Here is an 18394-nt window from a genome sequence, read left to right on the forward strand (position 1 = left end):
GCCGGCGAGCCCGTTTCCCCGGGTAGCCGGTGAAGCGGGGAGACGGACAAGGACAAGTCAGAAATGGGTTTCAAGATCGCAGTTGCAGGCGCTACCGGCAATGTCGGCCGCGAGATGCTTGACATTCTCGACGAGCGCGGCTTTCCGGCAGACGAGGTTGTCGCCCTGGCGTCCCGTCGCTCGCAAGGAACGGAAGTTTCATTCGGCGACAGGACACTGAAGGTTCAGGCTCTGGAGAATTACGATTTCTCCGACACCGACATTTGCCTGATGTCAGCCGGAGGTACTGTTTCCAAGGAGTGGTCGCCGAGGATCGGCGCAAAGGGCTGTGTTGTCATCGACAACTCCTCTGCCTGGCGTTATGACGCGGACGTGCCTCTGATCGTTCCGGAAGTCAATGCGGACGCCATCACCGGCTTCACCAAAAAGAACATCATCGCCAATCCGAATTGCTCAACAGCCCAGCTCGTGGTGGCACTCAAGCCGCTGCACGATCACGCCAGGATCAAGCGCGTCGTCGTTTCGACCTACCAGTCGGTGTCTGGTGGTGGCAAGGACGCGATGGAAGAGCTGTTCAACCAGACGAGGGCCATTTTTGTGAACGATCCGATCGAACCGGACAAGTTCACCAAGCGCATCGCCTTCAACGTCATCCCGCACATCGACAGCTTCATGGAAGACGGCTACACCAAGGAAGAATGGAAGGTGCTCGCCGAAACCAAGAAGATGCTGGATCCGGCCATCAAGGTAACCTGCACCGCCGTTCGCGTTCCGGTGTTCATCGGCCATTCCGAAAGCATCAACCTCGAGTTCGAAAACGAGATTACAGCAGACGAGGCTCGCAACATCCTGCGGGAGGCTCCGGGCTGTCTCGTGATCGACAAGCAGGAAGACGGTGGCTACATCACGCCGTATGAAAGCGCCGGCGAGGACGCGACCTATATCTCGCGTATCCGTGAAGATGCCACCGTTGAAAATGGCCTGAACCTGTGGGTCGTCTCCGACAATCTTCGCAAGGGAGCGGCTCTCAATACTGTCCAGATCGCTGAAGTTCTGGTCAATCGCGGCCTGATAACTCCCAAGAAGGCCGCAGCCTGATCGATCCTGGCGGGCGCTTTCCAGCGCCCGTTTCTTCATTCCGAACAGGTCCGGTTTCTCACGATCTTCTTGGTGTCGGAACCCGGCAAGGCGTTGATGGGTGGATTGCCGGTTCCAAGCACGATATTCAGGCACCGATACGAACCCTCGGTCCCGCATGCCGGGTGCGCCCGTATTGTCAGTGATTGCCGGACTTTCTGATCGTCCCATCAACAATCTGCCCAATCTTTATCCGTGATTTCAGGAGCGCGATTCCCGAATGCATGCCTCGATTGACAGCTCCTTTCAGAACTTTTCGGCATCGGCACCCGGCGCCCGGTTCACCGACTGGATTGCAACACGTGCGGAACCTTATTGGACCAGCGCGACCAATCACGCATTCACACGCGCGATTGGTGACGGATCCATGCCGGACGAAGCATACGCTCGCTATCTGATCGAGGATTACACGTTCATCACGGATCTTGCTTCGACACTTGGTTACCTGGTCGCCAAAGCGCCGAACATGCGGGCAAAGTCGCGACTGTCTGCATTCCTCGCCCTGCTCACGTCGGAGGAAAATGATTATTTCCTGCGGTCCTTCGACGCTCTTGGCGTCCCGGCCGAGACCTATGAAACCGCCGCGCAAGGACCGGTCACGCGTGCATTTGCCGATCTGCTCCTGACGTCTTCAGGCAAGGGATCCTATGCCGAAGGGCTCACTTGCCTGCTCTGCGCCGAATGGTGTTACCTGACATGGGGTCGGCGCGAGGCACAAAAGCCCCGACCGGAGAAATTCTACCTCGCCGAATGGATAGACCTTCACGCCGTTTCCGGTTTCGAAGACTTTGTTGATTGGATCCGCGCTGAACTCGATGAGATCGGCCCTGCGCTGTCGCCTTTGAAACAGGAAACACTCGCTGAACTCTTCACCCGGATGAGCATGCTGGAAGACGCGTTTTTTGAAGCCGCATGGACAGGCGAACTCCCGGCTGCTTTTGATGATCCGCAACGGCGGTAACGCATGTATCTCTATGAAGCTGCCGCTCTCGGAGCCGCCAGTCTTTGGGCCCTGACCGGACTTTTGTCTGCTGCGCCTGCTCAACACCTTGGCGCAATCGCCTTCAATTGCACGCGCATGGTTCTCGTCACGATCATGCTGTGCGTTTGGGTGATGTTGACCGATGGCTGGAATTCAATCGGCAGCGGCCACCTATCGCCATTGATCCTGTCAGGCTTCATCGGAATCTTCATGGGCGATACCGCCCTGTTTCTGACACTGAACCGAATGGGTCCGCGCCGCACGGCGATGCTCTTCGCACTTAACGCACCCATGTCTGCAATACTCGGCTGGCTGATCCTGGATGAAACGCTCACCGCCATACAGGTTCTGGGGATCGTGCTGATTTTTCTCGGTGTGCTGCTGGCGATTCGTTTCGGCAAACGCAAGTCGCAGCTGCACAAATGGGAAAGTATCAAGGGCCCGCTCTGGGTTGGTGTCCTGTTTGGCATTGCCGCAGCGCTGTCACAGTCCATAGGGTCCTTGATTGCCCGCCCTGTCATGGAAACCGGCGCAGACCCCGTTGCGGCCTCGAGTATCCGCGTTGGAGTGGCTGCACTCGGTCTCGTCTTGTTGACGCGTCTGCCATTCAGTTGGGTCAAGCCTGCTGGAAGCTTCACGCTTCCCGTCATCGGCATCATTGCGGTTTCCGGCCTGCTGGGCATGGGCATCGGCATGACCCTGATACTCTTCGCTCTCTCCGGCGGCGAAGTCGGCATCATCGCAACACTATCAGCAACGACCCCGGCGGTGATGCTGCCAATGATGTGGTGGCGGACGAAGGAATTTCCTGCTCTGGGTGCATGGGCAGGTGCTGTCCTCGTCGTTGCAGGGAGCGCGCTGCTGTTTGTCGTCTGAGAGAATTCGCAGCAACAATAGTGCATGGTGTCGTGAACAACATGCATGGGCCGGACAAGCCCGAGGACGTCGCCTTTTTCCGCAGCAGCGTCGATAAATGTAAACAATCGCCAGAGATTGCAATCTAGCCTGTCCGAGAGAAAAGTTGGTCAAAGTCACCCGGCAGCACACCGGGGATCCGGACGACGCTGCGAATCAAGGTTGCGGTCAAGGGGAAATGGACGTGTCCGTATTGCTCGAACCGTTTCGGCTGAAACACCTCACGCTGCGCAATCGCATCATTAGCACGTCGCATGCGCCGAATTTTGTCGAAGCCGGTCATCCGCGTGAGCGCTACAGGCTGTACCACGAAGAGAAGGCGAAAGGCGGCGTTGCCCTGACGATGATCGGCGGATCGACGAACATCGCGCCGGACAGCCCCTCGGTTTTCGGTCAGCTCTATGCTGGCGATGACAGCATCGTGCCATGGTTCAGGGAATTGACCGATGGCGTACACCGGCACGGCGCGGCTGTGATGTGCCAGATAACCCATATGGGTCGCCGAACGGCATGGGACGACGGGCATTGGCTTCCGGTCCTGGCACCTTCAGGCGTGCGCGAACGTGCCCACCGTGCGTTCCCCAAGGTGATGGAATTGCAAGACATGGATCGTATCGTCCATGACTTCGCCGCGGCGGCGCGCCGGTGCAAGGCAGGTGGTTTCGATGGAATTGAATTGCTGTCCCACTCGCACCTGTTGGGACAGTTTCTGTCTCCGCTCACCAATCGGCGCGAAGACGATTATGGTGGTCCTCTTGCAAATCGAATGCGTCTGACGCTGCAGGTGATTGATGCCGTGCGAACAGAAGTTGGCCCGGACTTTGTCCTTTCGATGCGCATCACCGGAGATGAACTCACCGGGGACGGTTTGAGCACCCGGGACTGCATTGCCGCTGCCCGGCTGATTGAGGAAACCGGTCAAGTCGACTTGCTCAACATTCTTGCAGGTGCTCCGTACGATGATTTGGGCCTTGCCGAATGGGTACGCCCAATGGGACTGCCATCTGCTCCACATATCGAGGTGGCGGGACGCATCCGCGAGGCCGTCAACCTACCCATCCTTCATGCAGGCGGCATTGCCGATATTGCCACAGCACAACATGCGATAGCTGAAGGTCACGTCGATCTGGTTGGAATGACACGCGCCCAGATGGCCGATCCCTATCTGGTGGCCAAACTTTCACGCGGGGAGGAAGTCCGCATTCGTCCCTGCGTCGGCCTCGGCTACTGTGTCGACAGGGTCAATCAGGGCAAACCTGCCGTCTGTGGGCACAATGCTGCAACCGGGCGGGAACAGACCTTGCCTCACGTCCTGTCAGCCAGTGAACGGCCCAGGAAAGTTGTCGTTGTGGGCGGAGGCCCCGGAGGACTCGAAGTTGCGCGTGTCTGTGCTCACCGGGGTCATGATGTTGTCCTTTTCGAGGCCTCCGATCGTCTTGGAGGACAGTTGGTACTGGCCGCCAGGGGGACGACGCGCAGACAGGTCCAGGGGGTCGTGGATTGGCTGATCTCGGAGGTGAACACCCTTGGGGTCGACCTCCGCCTGAACACTTATGCGGAAGCCGGCGAAGTGATTTCCGAGATGCCGGATCTCGTCATCATCGCGACCGGCGGCTGGCCGGCACCTCCAACATTTCCCGGTGCTGCACTCGCCGTTTCCAGTTGGGACGTTTTGTCCGGTGAAGCTCGAGTTTCGGGAGAAATCCTTCTGTTTGACGAGGTCGGCGATCATCCGGCTGCGGTCACTGCCGATTTTCTGTCGCGCGCCGGAAGCTCTGTCGAGATTGCAACACCCGACCGCACGCTGCTGCATGATCTTGGCCCGACCACAAGCGCTGTTGCCTTGCGAGATCTGTCGGCCAATGGCGTCAAATTCACGTGCCTTCAAGAAATTGCGGAGCTGACCGGAAAGGGTGGCAGGATAGAGGTGCACCTGCGTCACACGTTGACCGGAGAAATCACCGCTCGTCACGTCGATCACGTGGTTGTAGAGCATGGCCTTACTCCGATGGACGGGCTTTATCATGAGCTCAAGCCATTTTCTAAGAATTTCGGTCAGATCAATCACACTGCTCTGATCAGGGGAGAAATCGCCTTCCCGGACACCAATCCGGAAGGTAAATTCGATCTGGCACGTGTTGGCGACGCGATCGCAAGCCGCAACATGCATGCCGCAATCCTGGACGCCTTGCGCATATGTGTGCCGGTTTGAATCGCTTCCGGACCTCTTGTCGCCGGCAACCCGAAGCGATCACGGATCACCTGCTTTCAGCGGATCAGACAGGACGCGCGAACAAAAAAAGAATACAAGTAAAAATTGAAGTCATTTGCCGAATATTTACCTTGAAAATTTACGATCCCCTGCGAGAGGCTATAGGGGAATTTCATGAAAAGTCTTTATGCTCGTTTGAGCGTTACGTCCACGCTGGCAATTGTTTCGGCCGGCGTGCTGACAATCTCGATGGTTGTCGTCGGTTTCATCCTGTATCAGGTGGCGCTTGGTCAGGCTCAATCTGCTGCCATCAAGAAACAGGACGTCAACCTGCGCGTCGCCGCGACGATCCTTCAAGAACGTGTTGAAGGAACGAATGTAAGCTGGAACAATGCCGGCAACGTCACGCGGATCGAACTGGCCGAAATTCCTGCGTTCGAGAATCATCAGATGATCGATGCAATCGGCCGGATGACCGGTGAGACGGCTACTGTTTTTGCCTGGGATCCGGAAACGCGCGACTTCTGGCGCAAGACCACCAACATCATCAAGGGCGACGGCAAACGAGCGGTTGGAACGCCTCTGGGCCAGAAGGGTGCCGTTTACCCGGTCGTGACCGGCGGCAAGACGTTCTACGGTCAGGCAACGATCCTCGGCAAGGACTATTTCACGGTCTACAAACCAATCTTTGCCAGCCAGGGTGATATCATCGGCATTCTTTATGCCGGGGTCGAAAAAGCTGCTGTGCAGGCGAACGTCTGGGAACTCATGAGCGGCTACGCAATGCTGGCGTTTCCGGTGGTGATCGTTTCTGTACTGCTTCTGATTTTCGCGATCCGTCAGCAATTGCGCCCCGTGACAAAACTTGCAGAAATCACCACGCAGATTGCTCAGGACAATCTGGAGGAAGAAGTTCCTTTCAAGGAACGAACCGATCAGATCGGCGCGCTGGCTCAGGCCGTCAACACACTGAAGACAAGAGCCGTGGAACGCCTTTCGCTTGCCGATCAGCAACGAGACACGGAAGTCGCTGCACATGAGCGCCAGAACAGTGTTCAGGCATTGATCGAAGGGTTCCGCAGCAATGTATCGAACGTTCTGAATTCGGTGAACGAAACCGTCCAGAACTTGGAGGGTACGGCCGGACGCCTGTCCGACCTTTCAAGTCAAAGCGCGACCAGCGCCACGGAAACCCTCAATTCGGCCGACGATGCGACCTCAAGCGTCCAAACCGTGGCAAGCGCAGCCGAGGAACTCTCCGCCTCGATCGGAGAAATCTCCCGCCAGGTGGCCCAGACGACCGAAGTTGTCAGCAGAGCGACAGAGGGCACTCGTGTCACCAACGAAAAGGTCGAAGGTCTTGCATCTTCAGCCTCCAAGATCGGTGAGGTCGTGACACTGATCCAGGCGATTGCCGAACAAACAAACCTTCTGGCACTCAACGCCACGATCGAAGCGGCGAGGGCCGGAGAAGCCGGCAAGGGCTTCGCGGTTGTTGCGGCCGAAGTGAAGGAGCTCGCGACACAGACTTCCAGGGCAACTGAGGAGATCGGTGCCCAGATTACGGCCATCCAGGATGCGACCAAGGAATCCGTCAGCGCGATCGCGGAAATAACGACGATCATGGAGGAGGTGAATTCCTATACCAGCACCATCGCCTCTGCGGTCAACGAACAGGGATCGGCAACGGGCGAAATCTCTCAAAACGCGCAGAAAGCCGCCGAAGGCACCACATTCGTTTCATCGCGAATGTCTGATCTGTCAGGAACCGTAAACGAGACGTCGGAGTCTTCACAAACGGTTCTGGATGCCTCAGAGCAGTTGTCCACGCGCACCGAGGAACTGCAACGGGAAGTCGAGTCGTTCCTGCAAAATGTTGCTGCCGCCTGAGGCACGCTTCTGAAGCATCGTTATCGCGCGGAGGCCTCCGGTCTCCGCGCACCGGCGCTCTCCGCCTCACCCTCTTTGCGCCCGGACGACGCGGCCAGCCAGTTGAATACCAGCCTTGCCTGTTCGGACGCATGGGGTTGCAGTTTGACGTAGTAGTCACGCGGAGACGAAACGGTTTCCCGCAACAGTTTCACCAGGCGCCCTGTCTCCACGAAAGAACGGGTCAAGCCTTCCCAACCGAGAACTGCGCCCATATCATCCTGCGCTGCCTGGAGCGCGATAACATAGTTGTTGACCCGGTGGCTGTTTCTCAGCTTTCCTCCATAGCCCAGCGCTGCGAACCAGTCCTGCCAGTCGGTCCAGTCTGTTCCGCCGGCGTCCAGATGTATCAGCGGCAGGGCTGCCAGATCGTCGATTGTCGAGATCCTGTTTTGTTCAGCAAAACGCGGACTCGCCAACGCTGAAATACGGTCATGGAACAATGCCCGGCACAGCCCGGTATCACTGGACATATCACCGTAGTGAATACTGAGATCGCAGTCCGGTTCGATTTCGTCGGCGTCACTGACGATCTGCGATACCGAGATGTGTGGGTGCGACTTCCAGAATTGCGCCAGCCTGGGTGTCAACCACAACGCGCTCATGGCGGTCGTCGCCCGGATCGTCACGGATGTTTTCCACGCCCGTGCTCTCAACTGATCCAGAGCACCGTTGATCTCCTCAAATCCGCGTTGGAGCGAAACCAGCAGATAGGCTCCTGTCTCGGTCAGTTCAACGCCGCGATGATGGCGGCGGAAGAGAACGCTGTTCAGATCCTGTTCGAGCGCTTTCACCTGATGGCTGACCGCCGCCGGCGTAACATTCAGTTCGGCCGCGGCCTTTTTGAAACTGATATGCCTGGCGGCAGATTCAAAGCTGACCAATGAGCTCAGCGGTGGCAGATCATACGGACGCTTAGGCAAATCGATCTCACCTCAATCCGGGCAGCGATGTAACATCCTAAGGACCATTTGAGATATCTGCATTAGTTTTTTTGACTCAAGATGAATATTTTTGTCATTGCCAGCCTGGGCGATGAACTCGAGAAATAAGGTCAGGAACGAACTCGAAGCCTTCAGGATCTTTCATGCTGAATCCGAATACGCCGATGCTCGCCGACGCCTTGCACGCCACCCGTCAGTCGTTCGACAAAATCCCCGTCGTTGATCTGGCCCCACTGATTGATGGAAGCAATCCGCAAAAGGTTGCCGGAGAAATCAACTGGGCGCTGGCCAATGCGGGTTTCATGTATGTCAGGAACCATGGCATCGCCGACACCGTGGTTGACGATGCATTCGATCAGACCAAGGCTTTTTTCAAACTGCCGGATACCGAGAAAATGGATCTGCACGTTTCCAGATCCGGCCAGACGTTACGCGGCTACATAGAGCCCTTCGGCGAAAACACTGACCCTGGCAAGACCAAGGACCTCAAGGAGTGCTTCGACCTTGGTCCTGAATCCGAGCCTGACTGTCCCTTCTTCGGACCGAATCCCTGGCCGGACGAAGCGAAAATTCCCGGATTTCGCGATGCGGTTTATCGCTACCATGAAGAAATGAAACGACTGTCGATGACAATACTGACCGGGATAGCCCGCAGTCTTGATCAGGCACCGGACTTCTTCGAAAACAGGATGCGCAACCCGATCAGCATCCAGCGTCTCCTGCATTATCCTCCACAAACAGGGATCGTGGACGAAAGCATCATCGGCATAGGTGCACATACGGACTACGGCAGCCTGACAATCCTGGCACAGGACGATGTCGGTGGTCTGCAGGTCATGAACCGCGACGGGCAGTGGGTTGAGGGTACGCCCATCGCTGGCACCTTCGTCATCAATATCGGCGATTTGCTGCAGCGCCTGACCAATGACCGGTTCCTGGCGAACCTGCATCGTGTGGTCAACACCAGCGGGCGCGAACGCTATTCAATCCCGTTTTTCATTGATGCGGACTACGATGCCGAATTCTCGCCTCTTCCTTCCTGCGTCTCGCAGGACAATCCGGCGCGCTATGAGGCGGTGACTTGCGGTGCCCACAAATACGGGCGGTTCGTCCAGAGCTATCCGCATCTTCAGAAAGTTCCCGCCTGACCAATGGTGGATTTTTTGCAGTTACGGGCACACATTGACATCTGCTAATTGGGGAACACGGCGTACGAACTCCCGATATGGTTGGATAAAAGCGCCGTGGTGTGGACAGCGGTTACCCCTCATAGGAAACGTGCATGAAGCTACCCGACACGATGACTGCAGTGCTGCTGACGCACCACGGTGGGATTGAAGCACTTGAATACCGGACCGACGTCCCGGTGCCCCGCCCCGGCAAGGAGGAACTCCTGATCAGGGTCTCGGCAGCAGGGGTCAACAATACCGACATCAACACGAGGATCGGCTGGTATTCCAAGAAGGTCACCGACAGCACCAATGCGGGCGGCGCAGAGGGTTTCGAAAATGCTGCTGACGCCGATGCCACGTGGTCGGGCATTCCCATGTCCTTCCCGCGCATCCAGGGTGCAGATGTCTGCGGTCATGTTGTTGCCGTCGGCGAAAAAGTCAACGATACGCGCCTGGGTGAACGGGTAATCGTTCGCAACATGTTGCGAAGCTATGTCGACTATCGTCCCTTCGAGTGCTGGACACTCGGTTCGGAATGCGATGGCGGTTTTGCACAGTTTTGCGTTGCCCCGGCCCGGGAAACGCACGCCGTCTCCTGTGATTGGAGCAACGAGGAACTGGCCTCCATTCCCTGTGCCTATTCCACCGCTGAAAACATGTTGCACCGGGCGGCGGTCGGAGCTGAAAGGGTCCTGATAACAGGCGCCTCGGGAGGTGTCGGATCCGCTGCAGTGCAACTCGCAAAAAGGCGCGGCGCACAGGTGATCGCCGTGTCGTCCAGCGCGAAGGCAAAAGCCGTCCTGTCTTTCGGTGCGGATCAAGTCATAGACCGCGACGCGGACTTGCCGGCAGAATTGGGAGAAGGCAGCGTTGACGTGGTGATTGACCTGGTGGCAGGAAAAGCCTGGCCCACTTACCTGCAGATCCTGAAGCGCGGCGGTCGATATGCGACAGCAGGCGCCATCGCCGGACCTATTTCCGAAATTGATGTCCGGACGCTTTATCTCAAGGACCTGACATTGTTCGGCTGCACTTTTCAGGAAGACGCCGTTTTTGAAAACCTGGTCACCTACATTGAAAACAGTGAAATCCGACCGCTGGTGTCAAGGAAGTATCCCTTGGCGAATATTGCCGACGCACAGGAGGACTTTCTCGCAAAAACCTATCCCGGGAAACTGGTGTTGGTTCCGCCGCAGGTGGAGGCATGAGAATACGGCGGATCGATCTGTTCCAGGCCGACCTCCCCTATTCCGGTGGAACTTACATGTTGTCCGGGGGGCGCAAGTTTTCTGTTTTCGACGCCACGATCGTCAGGATGGAGACGGATACCGGTCTTGAAGGCTGGGGAGAATCGACACCCTTCGGTTCAAACTACATCGCCGCTCACGCACTGGGCGCGCGCGCCGGCATTGCCGAGATTGCTCCATCTCTTGTTGGACGCGATCCGAGACAGGTTGAACGGCTCTATGATGTCATGGACAGCGCCCTGGCGGGCCACGCCCATGCCAAAACAGCACTGGATGTTGCCGCCTGGGATATTCTCGGCAAGGCAACCGACATGCCTTGCTGGATGCTTCTGGGTGGGACCACGGCCCGGCGCATGCCGGCAATTTCTTCAATCCATGCCGGATCACCGGAAGATATGCGCAGGCGTGTAGCCGAACATCGTGCCAAGGGATTTCTGGGTCATTCGGTGAAAGTCGGCGCGCTTGACGGCGAAGGTGGTCCCGCGCTCGACGCCGCGCGGATCGAGGCATCATTGGCGGATCGCCAGCCTGACGAGTTTTTTCTGGTCGATGCCAATGGAGGCCTGACGCCGGAAACGGCTCTGCGAATGCTGAACCTGTTGCCTCACGGACTGGATTTCGTTCTGGAAGCCCCTTGCGCTACCTGGCGGGAAACCCTGTCACTAAGGCCTCGCTGCCCGGTTCCGATCATCCTGGATGAACTGATGCAGACCGATGAAGACCTGGCCCAGGCGATAGCTCTGGATGCATGCGACGGAATAGGTCTCAAGATTTCCAAGGCCGGTGGTCTTACGCCCGGCCGGCGGCAAAGGGATACGGCGCGAGCGGCCGGAATGACAATCAGTGTGCAGGACACGGTCGGCTCGACGATTGCATTTGCCGCGGTCGCCCATCTCGGACAGACCGTCCCTGAAAAGATCTTGCGATGCATACTTGATTGCCGCGACATGGTCACGAAACAGCTGGCGGAGTTCGACGCACCGCTGGTCGATGGAGGAGTGCTTGCTCCGGCGGCCCCGGGCCTTGGTCTGACCGTTGATCGCGCGGCTCTTGGCGACCCTGTGGCCAGTTGGGACTGACCCACATGTTTCAGGCCTGATTGAGAACCTGTCTGCGGATTGCCTGAATGCCCGCGCCGACTGCACTCGGTTCCGCCGGGATTTGCGATTGAATCAAAACCGGGCCGGGGATGTTCCTGCCAAACCTGTCCGGTTCGCCGATGGACGTGGCATTGATCAGCATCTCACGAAGCGCGGGCGGCGCTTCACCGCCGTAAACAATCGCGGCAGGGTCAAGGATGGCGTAGATGTTGCCGACAATCCGGTTGAGTGCCGGCGTCACCCTTTGCACCCAGTCTCTGACGCCTGGCCATTGCGGGTCGAAGTTTGATTTCAACACGTCGATCGACGGCACATCGACCCCGTTCTCCCGAAGCTCCGTGATCAGGTACTGCAGTGCCGGACGGTCAGCCCGTTCTTCGGCCGGAAAGGACGTCGTCAGTTCGGCTGCATTCTTGTTGAAACCGTAAAAGGGCTTGCCCTCGATGACCAGGCCGCCACCAAATCCGTGATTGAAGGAGAGGTAGGCAAATGTCGGATAGGTCTTTCCGGCACCACTCCACAATTCGGCAATCGCTCCGAGCGTCGCATTGTTCTCCGCATGCGCGGGACAACCAAAGACTTCCGAAACCCGCTTTTCAATTGCAAATCCGGTCCACTTGTTCAACGGAAGCGGGGTCGTGAACAGATTTTCCCTCGTGATCCTGAACCCCTGTGTCGAAACTCCGCAGCCCGCGACGCGTACCGGATCGATATTGAGCGCCTTGCGTTGGCTTGTCGCGGTCTCGTAGGCAGCTGCGATGACGGCTTCCGGATCGTTCGGAGACACGTCAATCCTGGATTTGGAAAGAATCTGCCCGACAAGGTCGATCCAGACCGCCTCCACCGAATTGGTGTCGACCGAAACACCGAAGCCAAAGGCTCCGGACGGATTGACCGCAAGCCTCGGACTTGGTTTGCCGCGCCCCTGGATCACCGGTTCGCAACGCTGGAGAAGTTCCTTTTCGAGCAGATCTTCCGTCAGCCGGTGAACCGTCTGTTGAGACAGACCGGTCAGGGGCGGCAGGTCCGCACGCGCGACAAGTTCGTTCACCCTGACGGCTTCAAGAATTGCCGAACTGCTCGGCCCGATAGGAAAATAACCAGCATTTTCAGAGGCTTGTTGAGTCCGAAAAAGTGCTGTCACTGATTGTTTCCCGAAGTCGCAGATTGAATCACCCGCCCATCCTAACCAGCCACACCAGCTGCGCCAATCCCTGTCATATTTTTATTACACTTTGTGAGTAATAAATGTTATTACTCACTGAGAGTGATATTATTCGACGGGTAAGGAAATGGGAGCGAGGGCGAATAATGGACGGGATAACAGCAGGCAACCTGAAGATGGTTTTCGGCGACTTTGTCGCTGTCCGCGACGTCAGTTTCGAAGTTGCAGCTGGTGAATTCGTAACGCTTCTCGGGCCATCGGGATGTGGCAAGACAACCCTTCTCAAGATGATCTCCGGCTTCCTGACGCCGACCGGTGGGACCATTCATCTCTCGGGTGTGGATGTTACCCGCACACCGCCGGAAAAACGCGACACCGCACTGTGTTTCCAGTCTTACGCCCTGTTTCCGCACCTGTCAGTTCTGGAAAACCTGGAATTTGGCCTTCGGCAGAAGCGTGTGCCTCCGGCAGAGCGCAGACAACGCCTGGATGCCGTAATCGATAATCTGGATCTGGCGCTGCATCTGGGCAAACTGCCGAACCAGCTTTCCGGTGGACAGCAGCAGCGTGTCGCCCTCGGTCGGGCACTCGTCATGCGCCCGAACGTGATCCTGTTCGATGAACCTCTTTCCAATCTCGACGCCAAGTTGCGCGATCAGGTTCGCATCGAAATCCGCCGCATCCAGCGTGATTTCGGCCTGACGGCAATCTACGTGACACACGATCAGGCCGAAGCCCTTGCCATGTCGGACAGGGTTTTTGTCATGAATGGCGGCAAGATCGAACAAGCCGACACACCGGAAGAACTCTACAGCGCCCCCAAAACAAGTTTTGTCGCCGATTTCATCGGCAGTGCCAATGTCCTGGAAGCGGACGTCACATCGACGAATGGCAACGGGGACGTCGAACTGTCAACGCCCCTCGGTCCGCTGAAAGCAAATTCCGGGGCGCCGCCGATGGGACGAAAGGTAAAAATCTGCTGGCGCCCGGAACATGCCGACTTGACGGCCACAGGTGAAAACCGGTTGAGCGCACGGGTAACGCACAGGGCCTTTCAGGGACATTTCACCGACCTCCATCTGGATGACGGCGGCAACGGATACCGGATCCAAACCAACCAGCCGTCGATCCGGGAAGGGGACACGGTCACCTTTTCGCTGAGATCCGACCAGATCGTTCTTCTGGAGGCCCTCGCATGACCTTGAGGAAGTGGTTGCTCGTATTGAGCCTGCTGACACCGGGCATCGGTCTGATCGTCGCCTTTATCGGTGTCGCGGTCTATATCGCGGCTGCGCAGTCCTTTGGTTATTACAACCTGGCCGGAGAAAGCAGTTTCTCGCTCGAATTCTGGGACAGGATGCTGGACCGCAAGGTGTTCAGCCGCGCCGTGATGTACTCGATCTATATCGGGGTGATCAGTGCATTTCTGTCTGTGGCCTTTGCCTACCCGCTGGCAATCTGGCTGCGCAAGCCGTTTCCAGGCTCACTTGCAATTGGCGCAATGCTGAAAGCGCCCCTTCTGGTGCACGGTCTGGTCGTCGCCTTTCTGTTTATCAACGTCATTTCCTATCACGGCATTCTCAACCAGCTGCTTCAGGGTATCGGCCTTTGGGATGAACCGCACAGACTTCAGAACGACCGCAATGCAATCGGTGTTCTCATCCTGCAAACGTGGAAGAACATGCCTTTCGCGCTGCTCCTCTTGACCGGCGCCGTCCAGAGCATTTCCGATGATGTCCTCAACGCGGCCCGGGATCTGGGCGCTGGCAGTTTCGACCGGTTTCGCAAGGTAATCGCCCCGCTCACCGTTTCGGCCATGCAGGCGGCTCTCATCATCATCTTCATCGGCGCACTGGCCGATTTCAGCTTCCAGGTGATCGCGGGGCCAACCAACCGACAGTCGCTCTCACAGCTGATGGTGTTTTTCAAGGATGGCGGTCGCTGGAACGATGCCGCTGTCGTCGGCGTCAGCCTGATGATCATTGCCATCGCCGGATCTGCGCTGCTTGCAGCCGTCAGCCGGATCGTGATGCGCGGGAGGATCGCATGAGCGCTCAACGTCTCAACCAGATCCTGCTGGTTCTGCTTGTCAGCCTCACCGCTATCTGGCTGATTGTCCCTTTCTCCATGGCGATCCTCTGGTCGCTCGTCGATCCGGCTGAACCCTGGACCGCCGACAAGCTGGTGCCACCGGTCATGTCATTCTACCGATGGCAGGACATGTGGGAAAATTCGTCGCTGCAGACGGCGCTCGTCAATTCCTACCTGTTGGCACCTTCCGCCGCCATCGCGGCACTCGCCCTGGCGATGCCGACGGCTTTCGCGCTTGGCCGCATCCGGTTCCCGGGCCGGGAAGTTTGCAAGATCCTGGCTTTGCTGCCGCTGATCGTGCCACCTTTCGTCACCTCCATTTTCTTCACGTCGATGCTCTACCAGCTTGGCCTGCACACATGGCGTTTCGGTGCGATCCTGTTTGCCCATGCGATTGTGTTCATGCCCTACGCAATCCGTATCATGACAGTCAGTTTCGAGCAGGTTCGCAGTGACCATATCGACGCGGCGCGGGACCTTGGAGCCAGCGCCTGGGCACGCTGGAAAGTGGCCTATCTGCCAGCTCTCAAACCGGGCATTTTCGCCTCGCTCCTGATCGTTTTTATCCAGTCGATCGAGGAATTCGCACTCGCTTTCATCGTCGGCTCGCCCGACTTCACCACCATTCCAACACTGCTCTACGGGACGCTCGGACAGGACTTCGTTCGACCGAATGCAGCCGTGTTGTCCCTCATTCTCGTCGTGCCCAACGTCATCTTGATGCTCATCCTGGAGCGGCTTCTGAAATCGGCCAATCCGGCACTGAGTTCGGGAAAGGGCTGACGAGAATACCAAGATCAACACTAATCCGGTCGGCGTCGATTGGGTGTCAGAAGTTGATCGACTTGAAAATGTTGGAGCAACTCTTCTGTGTCCGGCCGGACGCAGGTTGTTTCGAGCTTAACGGAGACCAACCGGCATGTTGAAGACTCTCATCCTTTCCACCACAGCCCTGGCCATCGGCGTCAGTGCATCCGCAGCTTCCGACCTTTCCGGCATGAGCTGGGACGATATCGTTACCCAGGCAAAGGCGGAAGGTGAACTCACCTGGTACGTCTGGTACCTGCAGGACGACCTGCGCCGCGCCGTCAAATCGTTCGAAGACGAATATGGTATCGATGTCACGATTCCGGAAGGAACATCTGCCGGAAATGCTGAAAAGCTCATCGCGGAACGCAACCGTGAAGTCGGTGACATTGACGTCTTTGCCTGGGGTTACAGTGACTTTGAAACCGTGGATCTGGCAGCAACTTTCTCACCGCTCAAGATGCTGCCGGCCGATGACGGCCGGGTCTCGGAACTGGTTGGCATCGACGGTGGCGACTTCGTGCTGGCCTATTGGGGCAATCAGACCGGCATCGCTTATGACCCGGCGAAAGTTTCAGCCGACAACTTGCCGCAAACCCCCGAGGAATTCGCAGCCTTCTGGAGCGAGAATCCCGGCAAATTCGGCTTCAACTACGAGAAAGGCGGCTCTGGTCCGTCCTTTTATCAAAATACGCTTCGCAGTCTGACCGGTGTTGATTTCTCGAATGGAGAGATCTCCGACGGCAAGCTGGCAAAAGTCGAGGAAGGCTACGGCTTCTTCAACGACAACGCCGAAAACTACGTTGTCACAGCCTCCAACGCCGACAGTATCGTTCGCGTCAGCGACGGCGAACTCTGGATGGTGCCGGCCTGGGAAGATCACCTCGCCGGATTGCAGAAACGTGGCGAAGTGCGCTCTGAAATCAAGTTCTACATCCCTGAAATGGGCATGAACGGCGGTGGCAACGGCATTGCCATTCCGAACAATGCTCCGCATCCTGCCGCGGCTGCCGTCTTCGTAAACTGGCTGACATCCGCGGACACACAGACCATGTTCAACCGTGATTTCGGCACCGCGCCGATGCATGCCGAGGCTGACGACAGCAACGCCCTTGTGCCAAACGACCAGCGCGCGAACCGGCAGCCATGGGCAGGCCAGCCATTTCGCAAGGCAGTTGAGGAAAGTTTCATCGAGAACGTGATCCTGGAGCGCTAACGCGCAATACTGTCACAGGCGGTTTCGCGGCAATCGCGGAACCGCAAACTTCAAAACAACGATACCAACCGAAGTAGCCATATGAATTTTCAACAGACACCCGTCGCCCGCCCTCCGCTGAACGATTTTCTCGCCGACCGGTCCTGGAAACTCGCCGTTGTCGCCCATCGTGGCGCCTGGCATGGAGCACCGGAGAATTCGATCCGTTCCGTCGAACTAGCAATCCGGAACGGATACGAGTTTGTCGAGATCGATGTCCAGGCAACCGCGGACGGGCAACTTGTCTGCATTCACGACGATTCGGTCGAACGCATGACGGGACAACCTCACGTCGTGGCTCAATCCGAGGCTGCTGACCTGACGGGCCTTTTTCTCAAGGAAGGCGCGGGTGGAGAAAATGCAGAATTCACATCCTCTCTTCCTGCTCTTCTCGGCGATCTCTTGAATGTGAGTTCGGACAGGATCTATGTCGATATTGACGTGAAGCACTTCAGGGATCTTGAAGTTGTCTGCGAATATGTGCGCTCACACCAAAGCCGTCACCACGTCAATCTCAAGACCGTGGTGGCAACCCCGAAAGACCTGGAATATCTGGATAATCTGGAACGACGGACTGGATTGCTGATCAAGCCCGTGCTGCATGTCACCGGCGACACTCTGGAAACCTTTCTCGGCTTCCTGCAGACACGCCCGACACCGTTGGTGGAGATCCTGTGCGATACCTGGACAACTTTCGAACGATATGCCGAGGCAGCCCATCGAGCCGGAACCGACCTGTTCCTGAACACTCTCGACGAAGTGCCCTCTGCTGTCGTTACAGATACTCCGTCGCTGTCTGATCCGGACCAGGGCTGGGGCCGCCTCATGCGTCAAGGCGCCCGGCTGTTACAGACGGACCACCCCGAGGCGCTGAAAAAATATGCCGACAGCAAGGCGGAACCGGCTTCGGCGATCCAGGGCCTTTAGCCCGGGTCACACCTTTTGATGGCCGGAGCGGTCAAGAACGTGTGATACGTTTGCACAGGGCGACAAGCGTCGCTGCCTCGTCCGGTGTCAGTTCGGTCTTTTCAAACACCTTGTCCGTGACCTTGCAGCTCTCGCTCCACAATTCCCTGCCTTCCGGCGTAAGGTGAATGAACTTCTGGCGTTCGTCACCTTCCGCCATCTCCCGTCGAAGCAGATTTCGTCCCTCCAGTCGTCTGAGCAGAGGCGTCATCGTTGCCTTTGACAGGCCGAGGCGATTCGCCAGACTGGTGATCGAGACATTGTCCTTTTCCGCCAGCGCCATCAGCACGATATACTGGGCATAGGTAAGGTCATGCTGCTCCAGCAAGGGGCGATAATACTGATCAATCGTGTTGGATGCCGAATAGAGCGCAAAACACAACTGGGAATCGAGCGTAATCTCTGCTGCTTCCGAGACTGCCGATTTTTCTGACAAGTGAGTGATCCTTGGTTGGTGCTGCCTGACGACAAT

16 protein-coding genes are annotated in these 18394 nt (G+C 57.2%); 13 read left to right on the plus strand and 3 right to left on the minus strand.

What is annotated here, in order from left to right:
* Positions 1-63 precede the first annotated feature (63 nt).
* The 5 genes from LA5095_RS10015 (at position 64) to LA5095_RS10035 (ending at position 7136) form a co-directional block, all read left to right on the plus strand.
* Positions 64-1098 carry an aspartate-semialdehyde dehydrogenase gene (locus LA5095_RS10015; RefSeq protein WP_055114550.1) on the plus strand — a complete coding sequence of 345 codons (1035 nt, stop codon included), beginning with the start codon at positions 64-66 and terminating at the stop codon, positions 1096-1098.
* Between the two features lie 259 nt (positions 1099-1357).
* The gene (locus tag LA5095_RS10020; protein WP_055114565.1) at positions 1358-2098 is read left to right on the plus strand and encodes a TenA family protein; all 741 of its coding nucleotides are present in this window, start codon (positions 1358-1360) and stop codon (positions 2096-2098) included.
* A 3-nt stretch (positions 2099-2101) separates the two neighbouring features.
* Positions 2102-2995, plus strand: coding sequence for a DMT family transporter (locus tag LA5095_RS10025; protein ID WP_055114566.1), 894 nt, complete (start codon positions 2102-2104; stop codon positions 2993-2995).
* 223 nt (positions 2996-3218) lie between these two features.
* Complete coding sequence (locus LA5095_RS10030; protein ID WP_235808768.1) at positions 3219-5246, plus strand: oxidoreductase; 2028 nt, start codon at positions 3219-3221, stop codon at positions 5244-5246.
* A 174-nt stretch (positions 5247-5420) separates the two neighbouring features.
* Positions 5421-7136, plus strand: a complete 1716-nt coding sequence (locus tag LA5095_RS10035) for a methyl-accepting chemotaxis protein (RefSeq protein ID WP_055114568.1) — start codon at positions 5421-5423, stop codon at positions 7134-7136.
* Positions 7137-7156: 20 nt separating this feature from the next.
* Here LA5095_RS10035 and LA5095_RS10040 read toward each other — a convergent pair whose 3' ends face one another.
* Complete coding sequence (locus LA5095_RS10040; protein ID WP_055114570.1) at positions 7157-8098, minus strand: LysR substrate-binding domain-containing protein; 942 nt, start codon at positions 8096-8098, stop codon at positions 7157-7159.
* Between the two features lie 164 nt (positions 8099-8262).
* On the opposite strand from LA5095_RS10040, the gene LA5095_RS10045 reads away from it, so the two are divergent.
* The 3 genes from LA5095_RS10045 to LA5095_RS10055 all read left to right on the plus strand — a co-directional run bounded on the left by LA5095_RS10045 (position 8263) and on the right by LA5095_RS10055 (position 11617).
* Entirely contained in the window at positions 8263-9267 is a 1005-nt protein-coding gene (locus LA5095_RS10045) for an isopenicillin N synthase family dioxygenase (protein WP_055114572.1), read from the plus strand.
* A 134-nt stretch (positions 9268-9401) separates the two neighbouring features.
* On the plus strand, positions 9402-10499 hold the full coding sequence (locus tag LA5095_RS10050) for an alcohol dehydrogenase family protein (protein ID WP_055114574.1): 1098 nt from the start codon (positions 9402-9404) through the stop codon (positions 10497-10499).
* Positions 10496-11617: a mandelate racemase/muconate lactonizing enzyme family protein gene (locus LA5095_RS10055; RefSeq protein WP_055114576.1), complete on the plus strand. Its 1122-nt coding sequence runs from the start codon at positions 10496-10498 to the stop codon at positions 11615-11617. Before LA5095_RS10050 ends, LA5095_RS10055 begins: the two co-directional genes overlap by 4 nt.
* 10 nt (positions 11618-11627) lie before the next feature.
* Here LA5095_RS10055 and LA5095_RS10060 read toward each other — a convergent pair whose 3' ends face one another.
* Complete coding sequence (locus LA5095_RS10060; protein WP_055114578.1) at positions 11628-12782, minus strand: ROK family transcriptional regulator; 1155 nt, start codon at positions 12780-12782, stop codon at positions 11628-11630.
* Positions 12783-12949: 167 nt separating this feature from the next.
* Between LA5095_RS10060 and LA5095_RS10065 the strand changes: the two genes are divergently transcribed.
* The 5 genes from LA5095_RS10065 to LA5095_RS10085 all read left to right on the plus strand — a co-directional run bounded on the left by LA5095_RS10065 (position 12950) and on the right by LA5095_RS10085 (position 17883).
* Positions 12950-14002, plus strand: coding sequence for an ABC transporter ATP-binding protein (locus LA5095_RS10065; protein WP_055114580.1), 1053 nt, complete (start codon positions 12950-12952; stop codon positions 14000-14002).
* The gene (locus tag LA5095_RS10070; RefSeq protein WP_055114582.1) at positions 13999-14853 is read left to right on the plus strand and encodes an ABC transporter permease; all 855 of its coding nucleotides are present in this window, start codon (positions 13999-14001) and stop codon (positions 14851-14853) included. The genes LA5095_RS10065 and LA5095_RS10070 overlap by 4 nt, the downstream gene beginning before the upstream one ends.
* Positions 14850-15677 (plus strand): ABC transporter permease, encoded by an 828-nt coding sequence (locus LA5095_RS10075; protein WP_055114584.1) that lies wholly within the window; start codon positions 14850-14852, stop codon positions 15675-15677. Before LA5095_RS10070 ends, LA5095_RS10075 begins: the two co-directional genes overlap by 4 nt.
* Before the next feature lie 136 nt (positions 15678-15813).
* Entirely contained in the window at positions 15814-16917 is a 1104-nt protein-coding gene (locus LA5095_RS10080) for an extracellular solute-binding protein (protein ID WP_055114586.1), read from the plus strand.
* A gap of 81 nt (positions 16918-16998) precedes the next feature.
* Complete coding sequence (locus LA5095_RS10085; protein ID WP_055114588.1) at positions 16999-17883, plus strand: glycerophosphodiester phosphodiesterase family protein; 885 nt, start codon at positions 16999-17001, stop codon at positions 17881-17883.
* Between the two features lie 31 nt (positions 17884-17914).
* On the opposite strand, the gene LA5095_RS10090 is transcribed toward LA5095_RS10085, so the two are convergent.
* Positions 17915-18358, minus strand: a complete 444-nt coding sequence (locus LA5095_RS10090) for a MarR family winged helix-turn-helix transcriptional regulator (protein WP_196879743.1) — start codon at positions 18356-18358, stop codon at positions 17915-17917.
* Positions 18359-18394 lie beyond the last annotated feature (36 nt).

This window comes from Roseibium album (assembly GCF_001404515.1).
GTDB lineage: Bacteria > Pseudomonadota > Alphaproteobacteria > Rhizobiales > Stappiaceae > Roseibium > Roseibium album.

Coding starts and splice junctions, on each gene's coding strand:
- LA5095_RS10085 (WP_055114588.1), top strand. CDS start 16,999: ATGAATTTTCAACAGACACCCGTCGCCCGCCCTCCGCTGAACGATTTT.
- LA5095_RS10035 (WP_055114568.1), top strand. CDS start 5,421: ATGAAAAGTCTTTATGCTCGTTTGAGCGTTACGTCCACGCTGGCAATT.
- LA5095_RS10025 (WP_055114566.1), top strand. CDS start 2,102: ATGTATCTCTATGAAGCTGCCGCTCTCGGAGCCGCCAGTCTTTGGGCC.
- LA5095_RS10075 (WP_055114584.1), top strand. CDS start 14,850: ATGAGCGCTCAACGTCTCAACCAGATCCTGCTGGTTCTGCTTGTCAGC.
- LA5095_RS10015 (WP_055114550.1), top strand. CDS start 64: ATGGGTTTCAAGATCGCAGTTGCAGGCGCTACCGGCAATGTCGGCCGC.
- LA5095_RS10020 (WP_055114565.1), top strand. CDS start 1,358: ATGCATGCCTCGATTGACAGCTCCTTTCAGAACTTTTCGGCATCGGCA.
- LA5095_RS10055 (WP_055114576.1), top strand. CDS start 10,496: ATGAGAATACGGCGGATCGATCTGTTCCAGGCCGACCTCCCCTATTCC.
- LA5095_RS10065 (WP_055114580.1), top strand. CDS start 12,950: ATGGACGGGATAACAGCAGGCAACCTGAAGATGGTTTTCGGCGACTTT.
- LA5095_RS10080 (WP_055114586.1), top strand. CDS start 15,814: ATGTTGAAGACTCTCATCCTTTCCACCACAGCCCTGGCCATCGGCGTC.
- LA5095_RS10045 (WP_055114572.1), top strand. CDS start 8,263: ATGCTGAATCCGAATACGCCGATGCTCGCCGACGCCTTGCACGCCACC.
- LA5095_RS10070 (WP_055114582.1), top strand. CDS start 13,999: ATGACCTTGAGGAAGTGGTTGCTCGTATTGAGCCTGCTGACACCGGGC.
- LA5095_RS10050 (WP_055114574.1), top strand. CDS start 9,402: ATGAAGCTACCCGACACGATGACTGCAGTGCTGCTGACGCACCACGGT.